The 17,444-nt window shown below is 43.7% G+C and carries 11 protein-coding genes; 5 read left to right on the top strand and 6 right to left on the bottom strand.

Features of this window, described 5'->3' with window-relative positions; all coding sequences use genetic code 11:
* The first annotated feature begins 17 nt into the window (after nt 1-17).
* Nucleotides 18-2,483 (top strand): trimethylamine-N-oxide reductase TorA, encoded by a 2,466-nt coding sequence (gene torA, locus L3Q72_RS08800; protein ID WP_275129575.1) that lies wholly within the window; start codon nt 18-20, stop codon nt 2,481-2,483.
* Between the two features lie 653 nt (nt 2,484-3,136).
* On the opposite strand, the gene L3Q72_RS08795 is transcribed toward torA, so the two are convergent.
* From L3Q72_RS08795 to tssI, 6 genes are all read right to left on the bottom strand, one after another.
* Nucleotides 3,137-4,306: a hypothetical protein gene (locus L3Q72_RS08795; RefSeq protein WP_275129574.1), complete on the bottom strand. Its 1,170-nt coding sequence runs from the start codon at nt 4,304-4,306 to the stop codon at nt 3,137-3,139.
* Nucleotides 4,303-5,175 carry a hypothetical protein gene (locus tag L3Q72_RS08790; RefSeq protein WP_275129573.1) on the bottom strand — a complete coding sequence of 291 codons (873 nt, stop codon included), beginning with the start codon at nt 5,173-5,175 and terminating at the stop codon, nt 4,303-4,305. Before L3Q72_RS08790 ends, L3Q72_RS08795 begins: the two co-directional genes overlap by 4 nt.
* A 183-nt stretch (nt 5,176-5,358) precedes the next feature.
* The gene (locus L3Q72_RS08785) at nt 5,359-6,528 is read right to left on the bottom strand and encodes a hypothetical protein (protein WP_275129572.1); all 1,170 of its coding nucleotides are present in this window, start codon (nt 6,526-6,528) and stop codon (nt 5,359-5,361) included.
* Nucleotides 6,525-10,235 (bottom strand): LysM domain-containing protein, encoded by a 3,711-nt coding sequence (locus L3Q72_RS08780; RefSeq protein ID WP_275129571.1) that lies wholly within the window; start codon nt 10,233-10,235, stop codon nt 6,525-6,527. Before L3Q72_RS08780 ends, L3Q72_RS08785 begins: the two co-directional genes overlap by 4 nt.
* An 8-nt stretch (nt 10,236-10,243) precedes the next feature.
* Complete coding sequence (locus L3Q72_RS08775) at nt 10,244-10,801, bottom strand: DUF4123 domain-containing protein (RefSeq protein WP_275129570.1); 558 nt, start codon at nt 10,799-10,801, stop codon at nt 10,244-10,246.
* A complete protein-coding gene (gene tssI, locus L3Q72_RS08770; RefSeq protein WP_275129569.1) occupies nt 10,788-12,911 on the bottom strand; it encodes a type VI secretion system tip protein TssI/VgrG in 2,124 nt (707 codons plus the stop codon). The genes L3Q72_RS08775 and tssI overlap by 14 nt, the downstream gene beginning before the upstream one ends.
* A 332-nt stretch (nt 12,912-13,243) precedes the next feature.
* On the opposite strand from tssI, the gene L3Q72_RS08765 reads away from it, so the two are divergent.
* From L3Q72_RS08765 to L3Q72_RS08750, 4 genes are all read left to right on the top strand, one after another.
* Nucleotides 13,244-14,149, top strand: coding sequence for a manganese-dependent inorganic pyrophosphatase (locus L3Q72_RS08765; RefSeq protein ID WP_275129568.1), 906 nt, complete (start codon nt 13,244-13,246; stop codon nt 14,147-14,149).
* Between the two features lie 258 nt (nt 14,150-14,407).
* On the top strand, nt 14,408-14,791 hold the full coding sequence (locus L3Q72_RS08760) for a DUF2750 domain-containing protein (protein ID WP_275129567.1): 384 nt from the start codon (nt 14,408-14,410) through the stop codon (nt 14,789-14,791).
* Nucleotides 14,792-15,187: 396 nt separating this feature from the next.
* Nucleotides 15,188-16,105, top strand: a complete 918-nt coding sequence (locus tag L3Q72_RS08755) for an ABC transporter substrate binding protein (protein WP_275129566.1) — start codon at nt 15,188-15,190, stop codon at nt 16,103-16,105.
* Nucleotides 16,105-17,418, top strand: coding sequence for a GGDEF domain-containing protein (locus L3Q72_RS08750; protein WP_275129565.1), 1,314 nt, complete (start codon nt 16,105-16,107; stop codon nt 17,416-17,418). Before L3Q72_RS08755 ends, L3Q72_RS08750 begins: the two co-directional genes overlap by 1 nt.
* Nucleotides 17,419-17,444: the final 26 nt, after the last annotated feature.

The raw sequence follows: 17,444 nt of genomic DNA, 5'->3' as shown, positions 1-17,444 counted from the left end.
CTTAAAGGAGTAAAACAATGACAATTACACGCAGAAGCTTTATTAAAGGCGCCGCAGCTACTTCAGCTGCGACTGTAATTGGTCCAAGTTTGCTTGTATCTGCCTCTGCTAACGCAGCTGATGCAAAAGGTGCTTGGAAAACCTCTGGTTCACACTGGGGTGCATTCCGCGCTCAGGTAGTGAACGGTAAAGTAAACGAGATCAAACCGCTTGAGCTGGATAAATACCCTACAGACATGCTTAACGGTATCAAGGGCATTCTTTACAGCCCGTCTCGTGTTCGTTATCCGATGGTTCGTCTGGACTGGAAGAAAAAGCACAAGTACGCTGCGGACACTCGCGGTAACAACCGTTTTGTTCGCGTAAGCTGGGACGAAGCACTTGATCTGTTCTACAACGAACTAGAACGTGTTCAGAAAGAGTACGGTCCATGGGCTCTGCACGCAGGTCAGACTGGCTGGCGTCAGACTGGTCAGGTTCACTCTGCCGGTAACCACATGCAGCGTGCTGTTGCGATGCACGGTAACTTCATCAAGAAAGTAGGTGACTACTCAACAGGTGCTGGTCAGCATATCCTGCCTTACGTTCTTGGTTCTACCGAAGTTTACGCACAGGGTACTTCATGGTCTGAAATCCTGAGCAACAGTAAGAACATTGTGCTTTGGGCAAACGACCCGGTTAAAAACCTTCAGGTTGGTTGGGCAACTGAAACTCACGAGTCTTATGAGTATCTTGACCAGCTGAAAGAGAAGGTTGCTAAGGGTGAAATCAACGTTGTTTCTGTTGACCCTGTTAAGAACAAGACTCAGCGCTTCCTGAAAAACGACCACATGTACATCAACCCGCAAACTGACGTTGCGATGATGCTTGCGGTTGCGCACACGCTATACAAAGAAGAGATCTACGATGCAGATTTCGTAGACACTTACTGTCTTGGTTTTGAAGAGTTCATCGCTTACGTTAACGGTGAAACTAAAGATAAGATTGAGAAGACGCCTGAGTGGGCTGCAGAAATCTGTGGCATCAGTGCTGACAAGATCCGTGAATTTGCACGTATGCTTGTTAACGGCCGTACTCAGCTACTGTTCGGCTGGTGTATCCAGCGTCAGGAGCACGGTGAGCAGCCATACTGGATGGGTGCTGTACTTGCAGCAATGATCGGTCAGGTAGGTCTGCCGGGCGGTGGTGTTTCTTACGCTCACCACTACAGCTCAGTTGGTGTTCCTTCAACTGGTTTTGCAAGCCCGGGTTCGTTCCCTCGTAACCCTGATCAGGGTACTAAGCCTAAGTGGGACAACGGTGACTTTAACGGTCACAGCAAGGTAATCCCTGTTGCTCGTTGGGTTGACTGTCTGCTTGAGCCTGGCAAAGAGATTAACTACAACGGTAACAAGGTTAACCTGCCTGGTTACAAGATGATGGTTATCTCTGGTTGTAACCCATGGCACCACCATCAGGATCGCAACAAGATGAAGAAGGCGTTTAAGAATCTTCAGACTGTTGTGACTATCGATTTTGCATGGACGGCGAGCTGTCGTTTCTCTGATATCGTTCTTCCTGCATGTACTCAGTGGGAGCGTAACGACATCGACGGTTACGGTTCTTACTCGAAGCGTGGCATGATCGCAATGCACAAGCTGGTGGATCCTCTGTTTGAATCACGTTCTGACTTTGACATCATGACTGACCTGACTAAGCGTTTCGGTCGTGATAAAGAGTACACTCGTGGTATGGACGAGATGGGCTGGGTTAAGCACCTGTACGCAGAATGTGCTAAGAAGAACAAAGGTAAGTTTGATATGCCTTCGTTCGAAGAGTTCTGGGAAAAAGGTTACTTCGACGCTGGTAAAGGTAAGCCTTGGGTTCGCCACGCAGCATTCCGTGAAGATCCTGAAACAGATGCACTGGGTACACCTTCTGGCTTTATTGAAATCTCTAGCCGTAAGATTGGTAAGTACGGTTACGAGCACTGCCAGGAACACCCAATGTGGTTTGAAAAATCTGAGCGTTCACACGGCGGCCCAGGTTCTGACAAGCACCCACTATGGCTTCAGTCCTGCCACCCTGACAAGCGTCTGCACTCTCAGATGTGTGAATCTGAAGAGTTCCGTGCAACTTACGCTGTACAAGGTCGTGAGCCTGTATACATCAACCCGACTGATGCTAAAGCGAAAGGTATCAAAGACGGCGATATCGTACGTGTATTCAATGACCGTGGTCAGCTTCTTGCTGGTGCAGTGGTTACTGATTCATACGCTCCTGGCGTTGTACGTATCGAAGAGGGTGCATGGTACGGTCCTCTGAACGAGAAAGAAGGTGCTCTGGATACTTACGGCGATCCAAACACACTGACTCAGGATATCCCATCTTCTGAGCTGGCTCAGGCAACTTCTGCTAACACTTGTCTTGTTAGTATTGAGAAGTTCACTGGCAAGGTACCGCCTGTTACGGCATTCGGTGGTCCTATGATCGTGGAAGGCTAATCGCCTGAAACACTGAAATCGAAACCGGCCTGAAAATGGCCGGTTTTTTTATGCCTGTTACTTTTTTCTTTATGAGGACAGGCGCCTTAATTGGAACAACCCTACCAGCTTCTGTTTGGCTTATGGGGACAGGCACCTTAATTTAGCCTTTGAGGGGCGAAGCAGGTAGGGGCATTCCTGCGTAAAACCGCCGCGAGTACGTCCATGTAGGCTCCAATTTTTCTTCCCTGAAAAATAGGTTTTACTCCGGAACAACCCTACCAGCTTCTGTTCGGCTTATGGGGACAGGCACCTTAATTTAGCCTTGAGGGGCGAAGCAGGTAGGGTCATTCCTGCGTAAAACCGCCGCGAGTACGTCCATGTAGGCTCCAATTTTTCTTCCCTGAAAAATAGGTTTTACTCCGGAACAACCCTACCAGCTTCTGTTTGGCTTATGAGGACAGGCACCATAATTTAGCCTTTGTGGGTCGAAGCAAGTAGGGTCATTCCTGCGTAAAATCGCCGCGAGTACGTCCATGTAGGCTCCAATTTTTCTTCCCTGAAAAATAGGTTTTACTCCGGAACAACCCTACCAGCTTCTGTTTGGCTTATGAGGACAGGTACCTTAATTTAGTCTTTGTGAGTCGAAGCAGACAGGGGCATTCTTGTGAGTATCAAAATCCGCCTCGGCGAGGTTCAATCTCATCGATATAAATAGTTGGTTTAGATATTTTCAAATACTCCCCTGCTAATAATTTCGCCTCCTCAACCTCTGACTCTGTTAGATCTGGTCTGTTTATCTCGTTTGTTAATACATATCGATAAATTCTCAGGTTTCCGGGTGGATTAAACTTACTGTTATTTTCATAATGGTCAGCGACAATAGACCATGCTGCTCCCTCAATTACGTTTTTTCTATCATAGTCAGACTCTGTGAGAAATAGTTCAATAATAGCTGATGTTCCAGCTAAAGAATTACCGAGTATAGGTAAATACCTTTTTGTTATTTTGTTTTTGACACCAGTGTCAAGTTTTGGGTCTAAGCGGACTGTATTTAGTGAAGGAAGATAATTATTGTTGACAGCAATTAGTATCATTTTTCTGAGTAGTTCTTTTTGTGATTCAAAATTCGGGTCAAGTTTGTAAAATAGTAAATCTTCTTCATTCAACCCATGGTATGAATCTATTAATTTAACTAATGGTACATAGTAATTCTGCTTTATTGCTTCAAATGCAATATTTTCAAGCTTTTTATGCTCCTCTTCTGTTGCCTCCCATCTGTGAGGAATAAGAGCAAAAGCTGCTTTTATATCACCCTCATCAGCACGTTCTTTTAGGATTTTTCGGCCAAGTTCTCCCCATTTCTTATCGCAGTACAGCCCCATCATTAACTGGCATTCATAGTTATCTTCATCCAGCCTTAAGGCTGCATATGGGTTACCAAGCTCAGCGGCCTTAATAAAAAGCTCTGCACCTGTGCGACTGCTATTAACACTTAAGGCGTAAGTTATCTCTGCCAGCCAGTACATTGCATCAGTATCGCCTTCACTGACCAACTTTTCTAGTGGCTTTCTGGCATCGTAGCTTCTCCCTTGTTGGATAGCTAATACAGGTTCAAACAGGGGATCTCCGGGTTTGTATGTGCTGGATGCATAAGGATCAGGATTTATAAGGACACCTTTTTCAGCGAGTGCATTTAGTTTAGTCAATAATTGAGGTCCCTTAGAAGTTCGTAACTCAAAACCGCTGGGATATTTTAAGTAGAGGTTATATCCAAAAAGCGATAGAGCTGCTAGAACAATAATAACTAACATGCATTTTGAAATTACAGTTAAATATTTCATTGTATTTCCCATTTAATTTCTACAAAGTTATTGTTGTTTGTGCTCTTGGTTTCTATGAGTTTTTTTACGTTGTTTCTATATTCGATTATATTTAAGTTATCCGTAGGGTTAGTTACCTGATAAGCAATGTACTCCTTTTTATTTTTATAATTGATAAACTTATAGCCTTTAATTCTTTGGCAAAGAGTCTTCGAAGTATCGTTAAAGTTGCGGAAGACTTTGTTTCTTTTTCGGTTATAATTTGGGTTGTCATCTATTATTGCCAAGTTCAAGATAAAACTGGTTATATGCTCCCAACTTTCAGTGAAACGTTGCCATTTCACATAATAACTCTTACAGGTTTCCTGATTTCCACCCATAAGAATCAGTGCTTTTTCAAACTGGCTACACCTGTGTTCGGTGTCTTTCCTATTTCCAGAAATCGGTGTTATCCATTTCATTATTGTTACTAATGCTTCGGCCTTAATTATCTCATTACCCAAACGTTTTTCTTTATCTATGATATCCTCTCGAAACCATGGCGCTTCAACTATATTAGTCAGACATAAGAACAGTTTCGCCAGTGTCTCTGGGGGAAGCTTTCTTACCCATTTCCTCTGCTTATCTTGTTTGTTTTCCAAGATATGTTCGGCAATCATGGGAGCATACTCCTCCTGCAACGCCTCTGTTTTATATTCACCGTACGCTACAGCAGGCAGTAGCAGTACATCAGTTACGGTAATCCCCAGAGCCATAGCAATCGTCATGCACATATTCAGTTCTTCAAAGCTTCTGTTTCGGCCGTTTTCATCCAATTCACCAAAGAAGCTGACATAGCGAAAGCCAGATTCTTTCAATACGCCTAATGCACACTCCAGAAATCGGTCCACATTCAATGGGTCTAAACCAAAGGCTTATGAGGACAGGCTCCTTAATTTAGCCTCTGTGGGTCGAGGCAGATATAGGCTCATTCCTGCGTAAAACTGTCGCGAGTACCTCCCTGTAGGCTCTGATTTTCCTTCCATAGAAAACAGTTTTTACTCCGGAACAACCCTATCTACTTCTTGTGAGCATCAAAATCCGCCTCGACGAGGCTCAATTTCATCGATATAAATAGTTGGTTTAGATATTTTCAAATACTCCTCTGCTAATAATTTCGCCTCCTCAATCTCTGACTCTGTTAGATCTGGTTTGTTTATCTCGCTTGTTAATACATATCGATAAATTCTCAGGTTTCCGGGTGGATTAAACTTACTGTTATTTTCATAATGGTCAGCGACAATAGACCATGCAGCTCCCTCAATTACGTTTTTTCTATCATAGTCAGAATCTTTAAGAAAAATTTCTTTAATAGCCATTGTTCCGGTTAAGGAGTTGCCAATTATGGGTAAATAACGTTGGGTAATTTTATGTTTTAAAGTGGTTTCAAATTTTGGATCAAAACGAATAGTATTTAATGAAGGAAGATAGTTATTGTTGACTGCAATTAATATCATTTTTCTAAGTAGATATTTTTGTGATTCATAATTCGGTGCAAGATTATAAAAAAGTAAATCTTCTTCATTCAACCCATGGTATGAATCTATTAATTTTACTAGTGGTGCATAGTAATTTTGTTTTATTGCTTCAATTGCTATATGCTCAAGTTTTTTATGATCTTCCTCAGTCGCGTACCAAAAGTGAGGTATAAGAGCAAAAGCGGCTTTCATATCGCCATTGTCTGCACGTTCTTTTAAGATCTTTCTGCCAAGTTCACCCCATTTTTTGTCACAATATAGCCCCATCATTAACTGACATTCATAGTTATCTTCATCTAGTCTTAATGCTGCATAGGGGTTACCAAGTTCAGCCGCCTGAACAAAGAGCTCTGCACCAGTACGGCTGGTATTAACACTTAAGGCGTAAGTTATCTCTGCAAGCCAGTACATGGCATCAACATTGCCTTCGTTGACCAACTTTTCTAATGGTTTTCTGGCATCGTAGCTTCGTCCTTGCTGAATAGCTAATACTGGCTCAAATAGAGGATCACCTGGTTTGTATGTGCTGGACGCATAAGGATCAGGATTTACAGGGACACCTTGTTCCGCGAGTGCATTTAGTCTAGTTAAGAGTTGTGGGCCCTTCGAAACGCGTAACATAAATTCGCTGGGATATCCCACATAGATATAGTGCCCAACATAGAAAAATATGAATAGTAAGAGAAGTATAAAAACAGACTTTAAAATAATCATTAAATATTTCATTTTATTTCCCATTCAATTTCTACAAAGCTATCGTTATTTTTACTCTTGGTGTCTATAAGTGTTTTGATATTGTTCCTATGCTCTACTATATTTGAGCTGTCTGTTGGGTTGCTTGTTTTATAAGCAATGAACTCTTCTCCGTTTTCATAATTAATAAATTTATAAGCTCTAACTCTTTGGCAAAGAATTCTTGATGATTTATTAAATTCTTCAACAACTTTGTTTTTTCTGTCAGTATAAGCTTGGTTGTCACTTATTATTGCCAAGTTCAAGATAAAGGCGGCCATATGCTCCCAACTTTCAGCAAACCGTTGCCACTTAATGATATAGCTTTTACAGCTTTCCTGATTTCCCCCCATCAGAGCCAGTGCTTTTTCAAACTGGCTGCACCGGTGTTCGGTGTCTTTCCCATCTCCCGAAATCGGAGTTATCCACTGCATTACCGTCGTTAATGCCAGTGCTTTTGTTACCTCATTATTAAGGCGTATTACTTTGTCTTTAATATCCTCTCGAAACCATGGCGCTTCAACTACATTAGTCAGACATAAAAACAACTTAGCCAATGTTTCGGGAGGAAGGTTTCTTGCCCATTGTTGAGTTTTTTGATCTTCCTGGTTGCGAAGAATATGTTTTGCAATTACCGGAGCATACTCCTCCTGCAACGCTTCAGTTTTATATTCACCGTACGCTACAGCAGGCAGTAGTAGTACATCAGTAACGGTAATCCCCAGAGCCATAGCAATAGTCATGCACATATTCAGTTCTTCAAAGCTCCTGTTTCGCCCGTTTTCATCCAACTCACCAAAGAAGCTGACATAGCGAAAGCCAGATTCTTTCAATACGCCTAATGCACACTCCAGAAATCGATCCACATTCAATGGGTCAAAACCTATGGCAAGTGAACCCGATGCGCCGGGACCACAAATCGCTTTTGCAGAGGCGATTAGATATATCATTCCGTCCTGAAAGCAGAGACGGAGCTCTCCGGTAAAACCAACCCCGGCACTGACGGCAAGGTGGGATTTCAACTGTCCAAGTTTTAGCAGAGGTGAGCTTGTATTTAGCACTGGCGCTACCGGCGGCTTCCAGTAAACTTCAGAGTTCAACCGGCCTCCGGCTTCTACTCCGGCAAAGGCATCCACTTTTGCCGTGGTCTGTAAGGCGGTTGATTTTGGCAGCTTCAGACTTGTATCGCGAAAATATGCGTCTATGGCAGAGGCCTGATTAAAATCTTCGCTGGTGTAGGCACAGCCTTTGACTCCAATGCTGTTGTTATTTTCTGCGGGTCCGAAGGCAATATTTCCGGATAGCTGGCAACTGGCTGCAGCCAGCCCGTATACAGTGACATCCAGCTTTACAAAAAACTGGCCCGCATCGTAGTGGTTCTCCTGAGATTTCTTTTCATCGGGCTTTCTGGTGACGTAAGGAATATTAAATTGATAACCTTCGGCTGGACGTTTTGTACTGTTTCCAATAGCGGGAAACCAGCAACTGAAACTAAGTTGGGCGCTGAGCAGAGATAGTGATGCGCCGATGGATGCCTCAGAAGACAAATCAAGTTTAGGAGACAGGCTTTTAATCTGACGATACGGAAGGTTAAGTGAGCCGGTAGCCCGGTTTGTCAGCCGGAAAAACTGAGCCTGGGCGTTGGCACTGTAGGCAGACTGGCCATCTGGCCCCATTCCATTCTGCCAGTGATAGCTGTCACTCCAAAATGCCTGTGAATCAAAACCGGCTATTTCTTTACTCAGGTTTATAGGGTTCGACGCAGGTTTTGTCAGGCTCTTTAGTGCCTCTTCCAGAGAGGAACCTTCACTGACATCTGAAGCGGCAAGAGTTACTTCCAGAGTGACATCTTTTACATGTCCTCCGGTTATGTCTCTATCTTTTGGACCGGGCATATACCAGCACGGCCCCCGCACCCAGCTAACCTTTCCTTCTGATATCAGGCTGCATTCAACGGCCTGAATATCTGAAGCTCCCGCTCTGTTGATAAATGCTCCGGCTCTTTTTTCTGTTGGTTTGTGCATGGTCTCATCCCAGATAAGATGGAATGAAGCCGGTATGGCCTCTTGTTTAAGAAAGTTTTTGGTCAGTTGGCCATCATTCGCATTTTGTATCGCAATGTTCTTTAACTGATTGATACGGGCCAGAGCGACTTTTTTTACCCAGAGCAAATTGTGAAACAGATTCGGAATGGAGACATTTTTTCCGATAACAGACTTCATTTCGCTTAACCAGCGGCTTAGGGTTCTGTCGATAAAAGCGATTAGTGCAAGAGTAGGGTAGTAAGCCCATTGAGAGGCGCTACATTCGGTTGAATTTATCATGCGCTCTATCTGTTCTGAGTCACTTAGCGTGGAATTCAGGTTTATGCATAATTCCTGTAATAAGTCATGAACTAGCTGACGTTCATCTTCTATATCAATGCATAACGAAGTGTCTTCTCTCCATCTTAGATACTTGGGGTACTTATTTTCCGAGGTTAGGATTTTAGGACCCAGATGCTCCACTTTTGTTCCCGTTAGCTGATCAGGTGTCAGGCATTGCTCTTTCAGGACGTAGCCAAGAGTGTTCAGCTTAAGCAGGTTCCCTGTAAACCCGGAAGCATTTGATATTGAGCGTCGTAAGTTGGGTTTTATTTCCGGGTTACCAGGTGCCTGATAATATGACTCTGCCTCCTGTGGTACTTGTTCGTTCCAGAAATGGGTAAACTGTTTAAGTGCTTTCTTATGTGGTTGCCGGGCTATTTCTGATTCCTGCCAGGGACGCTCCAGAGTTATATACTTAAGGTAATAGGCGATGTTTCGTTGCTTTTCACTGGTGAAAAACCTTTGCTCCTGATCAAAAACAAATCTGGTTCCATCATTGGTATCGATGTCTCCGGCAGACCTTATAGCCTTGTTTTCCAGGCTTCGGATCTCTGTTTCAATATGTTTAACTACAAAGGCTTTGACTTTATGCCGGGCTTTGTCCCTAAGTTCTTCTTCCCGGACTATTTCTTCTATAGAACCTGAGTTTGTATAGGTGAATGAAAAATCGAAGTAGTCGGCTTGTCCTCTCATGTGCTCCGTTGCAAGCCTGCCACTAAGAAGTCTTTGATAATTTAACTCTTCCTGCTGAGCGACAGCCTGAATAAACTTGAATTCACCTCCTGAATAATTCTTGGCTGCGCCTGTACGTATGGTTTTCAGGCACCAAATCAGATATCGCAGCCTTTCTCTGTCCTGCTGCTCGGACAAAAAGTGTTCGTGAGCTTTGACTTCGAATTTAGACAGGATTCCAAGTTTATTAAGATTGTTGAATGTTTCCTGCTGATTCACAGTAACACTGCTTTCCAACAGTTGTTGTTCATCCAGTATCACCATTTGTGCCTCTTTAGTCAGGGCATACCAGGCTTTTTCTCCGGTCTTTGGGTGTGCCGGAACATAAAGAATATCAACATATTCAGGATGGGCTGAAGAACACAGGTCTGCAGCGCACTTTAGTTTTTCAGGGGTGGCAGGCAGAGGAATCCTTTTACCTTGCTCCACCGAAAACGGATTGTCGAATTCGCCCGGTAAGTTGAGGGTGTCGCCGGCATATATCAGGTCGATATCTTTAATTTGATCGCTGTTTAGCTGCTGAAGAAGTTGGATATCAAGGTCGAACTTTTCTGCAATTAGACTCAGGCAATCACCTGTTTTGATTGTGTATGAATTTGCCATACTGGTAACTACCTTATTTGTTTGACCAGACAGGGGGAGAGGAGACTGTAGGGCATGCTTAAGGAAAGCCTTTCCTGGCTACTTTTTGTTGTAGAGATCGAACGGATTTCACGATTGCTCTCAACCCAACTTAGTAAGTCACAGGGGCCAAGCAGACATTCAATATCCTGCGGGAGCAGGTTGTTATTATGTTCTTCCCAGAATGCACTGCTGTAAAACCTGAAAAATACCGGGTTACCGTTAATAAGAACCGTCAGAAGTGCGTGAAGATGACTTAATACATGCTTTGGAGAAACACACCTTTTAAAAGAAAAGAGTACACTGCTGCTTCTTATTCCTTTGTCCGATTGCCATTTTTCCAGCATTTCTCTCGTGCCTGTAAAATTGAATACAACCGGGCTGAGTGTTTCCAGATGAGAGAAAGGACTGTTTGAAAACAGCTTAAATAACTCAGGGAAAGGTTCGTATTTATAAGCGGTCTGAGTGATATCCGGTACACGAAGAGTATCAGTAACCAGCCAGTGTCTGAATTCATTGTCAGAGAAAAGATAATCAACGTCCTGCATGCGATCCCTCCTTCTGGCAAGGGCAATCGGATCGCGGACAGCTTCCGTCAGCTTGTTTCTGGCACATCTTTGCAATAGCTGCATCTATTGCGGATAACCTTACCAACCCTTCCGCACAGACAAGTTGGGGAGAGGCACTGAAGTTTTCGATTTCTGCAGGAGGTTCTGTCTGTATTAAACCAAAAGGTAAGCTAGCTATTTTTTCTGAAAAACCAGCTCCGGAGCCTGCACAACCACCTGAGTTAAGATTAATAGCAGGGCCGCTTATATGGATTCCGGCCGGATCAACTTTTACAAAACAGCTTCCTACTTTCAACGTTAGTTCTGAGCCGGACTCTAAAACGATTTTTGTGCCACTTTTCAGGTGCACTTCTGTACCGGCTTCTAAAGCGCAAAGTGATGTTGTTTTTTGTTCGAGGTTACCCCCGACAATAAGGGTCTGGTCTTTGTTAACTTTGTACCTGCTTTCTCCTTGTACTGTGGTGTGTTGGTTATTTTTGGTCAGAATAAAGCTGTCGTTCTTAATTACCTTGTGACTATTCTGACCAATGTGGCAGATGAGATCGTTTTTAATCTCCGCCTGGTAATCCCTTTGTGCCCGCAGGTAGATTTGCTCTTGATCTGATTGGTCTTCAAAACTCAGCTCATTAAAGCCTTCTCCCTGATGGGTTTTGCTTCTTAGAACGGTTTTCGTTTTATGGTCAGGAAGTTTATAGGGAGGGGGATTAGTCGCATGAAATGTTCGCCCTGTGATAATAGGCTGGTCCGGGTCGCCATTTAAAAAGGAAACAATGACTTCGTGTCCGACCCTCGGAAGCACCATTTCGCCGTATTGGCTCCCGGCCCAGCTTTGGGAAACTCTTACCCAGCATGTGCTATGGTCGTTATGCTCTGAGTATCTGTCCCATGGGAAATGTATTTTCACTCTGCCGTATTTATCACAATAAATCTCTTCTCCTTCAGGCCCAACCACAGTCGCTATCATTGGACCATCTACCAGAGGCTTTGGTTTAGGTGTTGCCCGCCACTGGTTCTGAGCAGGAATAAGCAGTAATTCATTATGGTAAGTCGTTGACTCGCTTCCGCCTTCTTCTTCTAACGCTTGAGGTTGAGTACCACGATGAGTTACCGATACGACTGTCCAGGTGCGACGTTTTTTTGAATCTAATTCGTTGTGTAGTTCAAATCTTACCCCGGCTCTTAATGCCGGATGGTTACTTGTTCCTGCTGCTGTCCGGGCTTCACGTCTGAGATATTCAAGGCGTATCCGGCTAAATACTTTTCCGTTGTGGTCATCCTTGTATCGCCCGGGAAAATCAAAATATTCGTAGTCTGAGCGTTGATATTTCAAGTTGTCAGCAATGGCTGAGTGAGAAAAATTATAGCGGGGCTTTTTAAAGCTATGGTCATTTAATCTGGTATGGCTTGGCTGACTTTGAGTACGTTCGCTAAGAGAAAAAATATAAGGTGAGTCAGCCGTACCGCCAGAAATTGGGTTGTAGAGAACAGGAAAATCAAGCTTAGGTAGTGCAGATTTGTCGTCGCTAAACAGCAGAGAGTGTTTACCTTTCTGAAAAGTAAAACGGTAAATCAGGCCTTCTTCTGCGGCTATTCGATGGAGAAACTCCAGATCCGTTTCACGGTACTGAACACAGTACTCCCGGCTACTATACTCCCGTCTCAGATCAAACCTGTAGTCTGTAATGTTCATTTCCCTAAGTAATATAGACAGAATTTCCGGAACGGTTTTAAGCTGAAATATGCGGCTGTTATGACGCAGAGATAAGCGTTCCAGTGCCGGAACCAGAGTCAGGGAGTAAAAGGTATGGTGGTGGCCGGTATCTCTGGCTCTGAAAGAGCGGACAATGCCGTTTATTGTTTTAGTAGTTTGACCATCGCTGAGCATAACCAGTTCAGCTGATTGGTCAACAACGGATGCGATATCTATTTTGGGGTGGCGGCTGGCTAACTCAATTTTGTAACTGAAACCATAACAGGGAGTATTCCAGTTATTGCTGTCAGACAGAGATTCGTGCCCTTCGTAGCTGCGTACTAAAAAGCAGTCAGGATCCAGCCCATTAACCAGGAGCTTAAAGTGAAGCTTAGCCATTTATGTCTCCTAATAGAGTAGGGATCTATTGTTTGCAAATTGACTCTCTAAAGAGCAAAGGTAATACCAACAAGGAGGTGCTATATAAATCAAATGGTTAACCTAAAGTGCTGGCCGGTATGTCAATGCTTAGGGCGAAAACTTGCTTGTATTGGGTAAGTTTTTGTTTGTGTGAGCAATAAGTTGCCTGAAAGAATTCTTATTATTGGCAATGACAAATCTGATTTTTCCTGTAAAGTATTCAGCAACTGAAAAAGAGGGGCGCAAGCCTTGTAACGGCTGAGTTAACGTCCTGATTAAACCCCAATAATTACACTTGTATAGGAAGAAACATGATTCAAGTAGTTGGTCATAAGAACCCGGATAGCGATAGTATTTGTGGTGCGCTGGTAGCGGCTGAGTTATTGAAGGCTCGTGGTCTGGAAGCGAAAGCGGTTCGCCAGGGTGAGCTTAACCGTGAAACTCAGTACATTCTGGAACAAGCTGGTGTTGAAGCGCCTGAAATGTGCACAGGCGTTGCTGGCGAGAAAATCTGGCTGGTGGATTATTCTGACGTAGCTCAGGCTCCGGATGATATCAACGAAGCTGAGATTCTGGGTATTATTGACCACCACCGTCTTGGTGATGTGATGACAGTAAACCCGCTGGAAGCTTGGATCTGGCCTGTTGGCTGTACTTGTACAATTCTGTTTAATCTGTTCAAGATGGAAGAAGCAGAGATTACTCGTCCTCTTGCAGTTATGATGATGTCTGCAATTCTTTCTGACACTGTTGGTTTCGCGTCTCCGACTTGTACTCAGAAGGACAAGGATGCCGTTGCTGAGCTGGCTAAGTTTGCGCAGGTGAGCGATGTTGAAGAGTTCACTAAGAACCTTCTGATTGCTAAGACTGATATTGAAGGTCTTTCTGCTGCACAGCTTGTAGAGAAAGATCTGAAAGAATACCCGTTTAACGAGCGTCAGGTAGTGGTTGGTCAGGTTGAGCTTGCGACTCTTGAGCAGGTTGACGGTATGATTGAAGCGCTTGAAGCAGATCTTCAGCGTCGTTGTGACGAAGACGGTCTTGCGTTTGCTTCTGTAATGCTGACGGATATCACTACAGCAACAACTCGCCTGCTTTACAAAGGTGAGTGGGCGCAGAAGCTGGTTAAGCATGAGAAAGATGGCATGCTGATGATGGAAAATACACTAAGCCGTAAGAAGCAGGGTTGGCCTTGGCTTCAGGGAGAGCTGGCTTAATCGCTTTTTTGGTGTAATTTAAAGGCGAAGGTGCTTACTCCTTCGCCTTTTTTTATTAATGATAAATAGTGAACGATGTGAGTTTCGGGGGGACCGAAGCAAATAGGGTTATTTCTCCGTAAAATCGCCGCGAGTACGTCCTTGTAGGCTCCAATTTTTCTTCCCTGAAAAATAGGTTTTACTCCGAAACAACCCTATTTACTTCTACAGTAACCACCGGGTAGAAACTGACAAGCTGGAATAAAGGCGGATAAAGCTATGGCTGAAAAACTAGAACAATCCCGTATTGACGAGATCAATAAGTTTAATGAAGAGCAGCGTTTTAAATACTGTATTAAGGAGATTGTTGCGAACCGTGAAGTCTGGATTCTGACCGATGAGCATGGTTGTGTCATGCTGAATACGGAAGATGAAGACTGTGTTCCAGTATGGCCAAATAAAGAGTTTGCCGAGGAGTGGGCGACCGGGGAATGGGAAGAGTGTAAACCTGAGTCTATTTCTCTGAATAAATGGCATAGCCGCTGGACTTATGGTCTGGAAGATGACGAGCTGTCGGTGGTTGTTTTTCCTAACGCTAATGAGGAAGGGGTTGTCCTCTATCCGGAAGAATTTGATTTCGAGCTGAAAAAGCAGGCGAGGTAGACTCATTTTATTAGCTGAACGTTAAAGCAGTTCTTAGTTTCTGATAATAAAAGCCGAGGGTGTTCATATCACCTTCGGCTTTTTGTATTATTAAATTTGTTGATGGTGATCACGTATTTTGGATTTATCGTTTTTCGCAAGGTTAAGAAAAGAAATATAAGATAGGTTTAATATATTAACTTGTTGTAAGCCTGAGTATTTTACTTCCATTTTTGAGTCAGTATTGGAATGATAGGGACAAATAAGTTGCGGTTGATTGCATATAATAATATCAATAATTGGAGGGCCTTAGCCTTGTTTTTTCGCTGTCTGCTATATGTTTGCGTACTTGTTAGTACTTGTCTTAATTTCGCTAATGCCGGAGATGAAAAGCGTCCGTTCAGAGTACTCCATGTGATGAGCTATCACAGTTCCTGGGCATGGAATGTTGATCAGTTTACCGGATTTAAAGATGGGCTTGGTGACCTTGATGTGGAGTATAAGGTGGTGGAGCTTGATACCAAAAGAGACAGCTCTCCTGAGGCTATTGAGGCAAAGGTGGCTGAAGCGAAGAAGCTGATCTCTGCCTGGAAGCCGGATCTTCTTTATACCAACGATGATAATGCACAAAAATATCTGGCGCAGGATTACGCCAACACTTCTTTGCCGATTGTGTTTAGTGGTGTAAACCGGGATCCTTCTGAATATGGATTTCTGGGCGCTAAAAATGTTACTGGTGTGATGGAACAAGAGCACTTTATTCCGTCAGTTAATCTGCTTCGCTCTCTGAAAAAAGATATCAGGAAAATTGCCGTGGTTATTGATACGGGGCCAACCTGGAAGGGCGTTGTGACCCGAATGAGAGCGGGTGTAAAGCATATCGACGATATGGAGATTACTGACTGGATACTGGCCCGGACACTGAGCGATTACAAAGAACAGATTCTGAACCTTCAGGGTAAGGTGGATGCCATCGCGTTACTGGGGATATTCAATATCAAAGATGAGCAGGGCAATGATGTTGATTATGAAGAAATTCTGAAATGGACTGCAGAAAACAGCCAGCTACCGGATTTCTCATATTGGGAAACCAGAGTGGAGAGGGGAACTTTATGTGCGGTTACGGTTTCCGGATACGAACAGGGTTATCTGGCCGGACAGATGGGTCATCAGATTCTTAAAGAAGGAGTGTCTCCGGCTGATATTGGTATGCGCCCGAGTGACAAAGGGCAGCCTATGATTAGCCTGCGACGGGCGAAGGCGCTTGGTATTATGCCTGATGTAGAGTTGCTGCTAAATAATATGGTTAAGAAAGATTACGCCTGGGACAATTAATGATAAGTACAATGCGCAATAAAATCGCTTTTGTCTTTACTGTTAGTCTGTTTCAGATACTGCTGATAGTGATGTTTGTTGTCTCTTCAGAAGTAAGTAAAAGCTATCGGACTCAGTATATTCAGAGTGGTAAAAGCGCCGCCTATCAACTGGCATTGAAAACAGAAGAGCTTTTGCAGTTGGGATTGTATCCGGAAGAATTTGCCGGATACGATAAGCTTTGCCAGAAAGCCATTTCCGGTTTCGAAGAGATTATTTATGCGGCATTGCTGGATTCAGATAACAATCCGCTCTTTCAGGCCGGGAAAAGTATGGCATGGGATACCGGGAAGCCCTCCAGCGAGTTTTCCATTCAGGTGCCTTTGAAAGGAGCTACGGCAAAAGGTAGCTCAGTTCTGGTTTTGGTTGATGAGAGCCTGGTGGAGACCAGTACATACCAATTTATGCAGAATATTTTTATCTATTCCAGCGTAGTGATTGTTCTTGGTATCGGAATTGTTTTGCATTACCTCTCTGTCAGTCTCGGTAAGCCAATAAACGCACTGGTTACCCGCATTGAGGGAATTAAGCAGAGTAAGAACAGCGGTAATATGGGAACTTTGCCTGACCGCAGAGATGAAATCGGGGTGGTTGCCGAAGCAATCGAAGGTTTGGTGCAAAGATTGTCTCACAGTCAGGGCATGTTAGTGCGTTCAAATGCTGAGTTAAGTTCTTTGTCTGAAAATATGGAAAGCCGGATTAAAGATCGTACCAAAGAGTTGGTAAGGGCTAACCAAAAGTTAAATATCATCGCACATAAGGATAAACTGACAGGGCTTCCTAACCGGTGGAGCTTTGACAGAGTGTTAAATGCGCGTTTATCAAAAGCGAAATCCAGCCTGGATAACTTTGCGGTTGCAATGCTTGATTTAGATGGTTTTAAGGTGGTTAATGACAGATATGGACACGCTGCCGGTGACTATATTCTGATGACGATAGGTGAGCGCATTCGTCTCCTGTTTAAGGATGATGGTGATGTATTCCGGATTGGAGGTGATGAGCTGGTTTTTCTTTTTGAAGGTTACCTGAATCAACAGGCACTGGAAATTGAAATCAAGAAAATCAGAAAAACGGTTCTGGCTCCGGTCTATTATCAGAATGAGATACTTTCTGTGGGAGCGAGTGTTGGAGTCGTGCGTCTGGAGCGTCTTGGAGACTGTTCAGCGGCAGAGCTATTGTCCCTGGCTGATGAGGCGATGTATAAGTCGAAGCAGAATAAACAGGATTATGTTTTTAGTGATAAACATTCATTTTACGAATCAGTACGTGAATAAGTTTGTCTGTCAGGAGATCTATTGAG

The sequence above is a fragment of the Vibrio sp. JC009 genome, assembly GCF_029016485.1.
In the GTDB taxonomy this organism is placed as follows: domain Bacteria; phylum Pseudomonadota; class Gammaproteobacteria; order Enterobacterales; family Vibrionaceae; genus Vibrio.
The sequence above is the reverse complement of the archived record's forward strand: the minus strand, read 5'-3'. Positions and strand labels throughout refer to the sequence as shown.

Bases quoted from the DNA above. Each gene is read 5' to 3' on its own strand.
- L3Q72_RS08780 (WP_275129571.1), bottom strand. From the start codon at position 10,235: ATGGCAAATTCATACACAATCAAAACAGGTGATTGCCTGAGTCTAATT.
- L3Q72_RS08755 (WP_275129566.1), top strand. From the start codon at position 15,188: ATGAGCTATCACAGTTCCTGGGCATGGAATGTTGATCAGTTTACCGGA.
- L3Q72_RS08760 (WP_275129567.1), top strand. From the start codon at position 14,408: ATGGCTGAAAAACTAGAACAATCCCGTATTGACGAGATCAATAAGTTT.
- tssI (WP_275129569.1), bottom strand. From the start codon at position 12,911: ATGGCTAAGCTTCACTTTAAGCTCCTGGTTAATGGGCTGGATCCTGAC.
- L3Q72_RS08765 (WP_275129568.1), top strand. From the start codon at position 13,244: ATGATTCAAGTAGTTGGTCATAAGAACCCGGATAGCGATAGTATTTGT.
- L3Q72_RS08775 (WP_275129570.1), bottom strand. From the start codon at position 10,801: ATGCAGGACGTTGATTATCTTTTCTCTGACAATGAATTCAGACACTGG.
- torA (WP_275129575.1), top strand. From the start codon at position 18: ATGACAATTACACGCAGAAGCTTTATTAAAGGCGCCGCAGCTACTTCA.
- L3Q72_RS08795 (WP_275129574.1), bottom strand. From the start codon at position 4,306: ATGAAATATTTAACTGTAATTTCAAAATGCATGTTAGTTATTATTGTT.
- L3Q72_RS08750 (WP_275129565.1), top strand. From the start codon at position 16,105: ATGATAAGTACAATGCGCAATAAAATCGCTTTTGTCTTTACTGTTAGT.
- L3Q72_RS08785 (WP_275129572.1), bottom strand. From the start codon at position 6,528: ATGAAATATTTAATGATTATTTTAAAGTCTGTTTTTATACTTCTCTTA.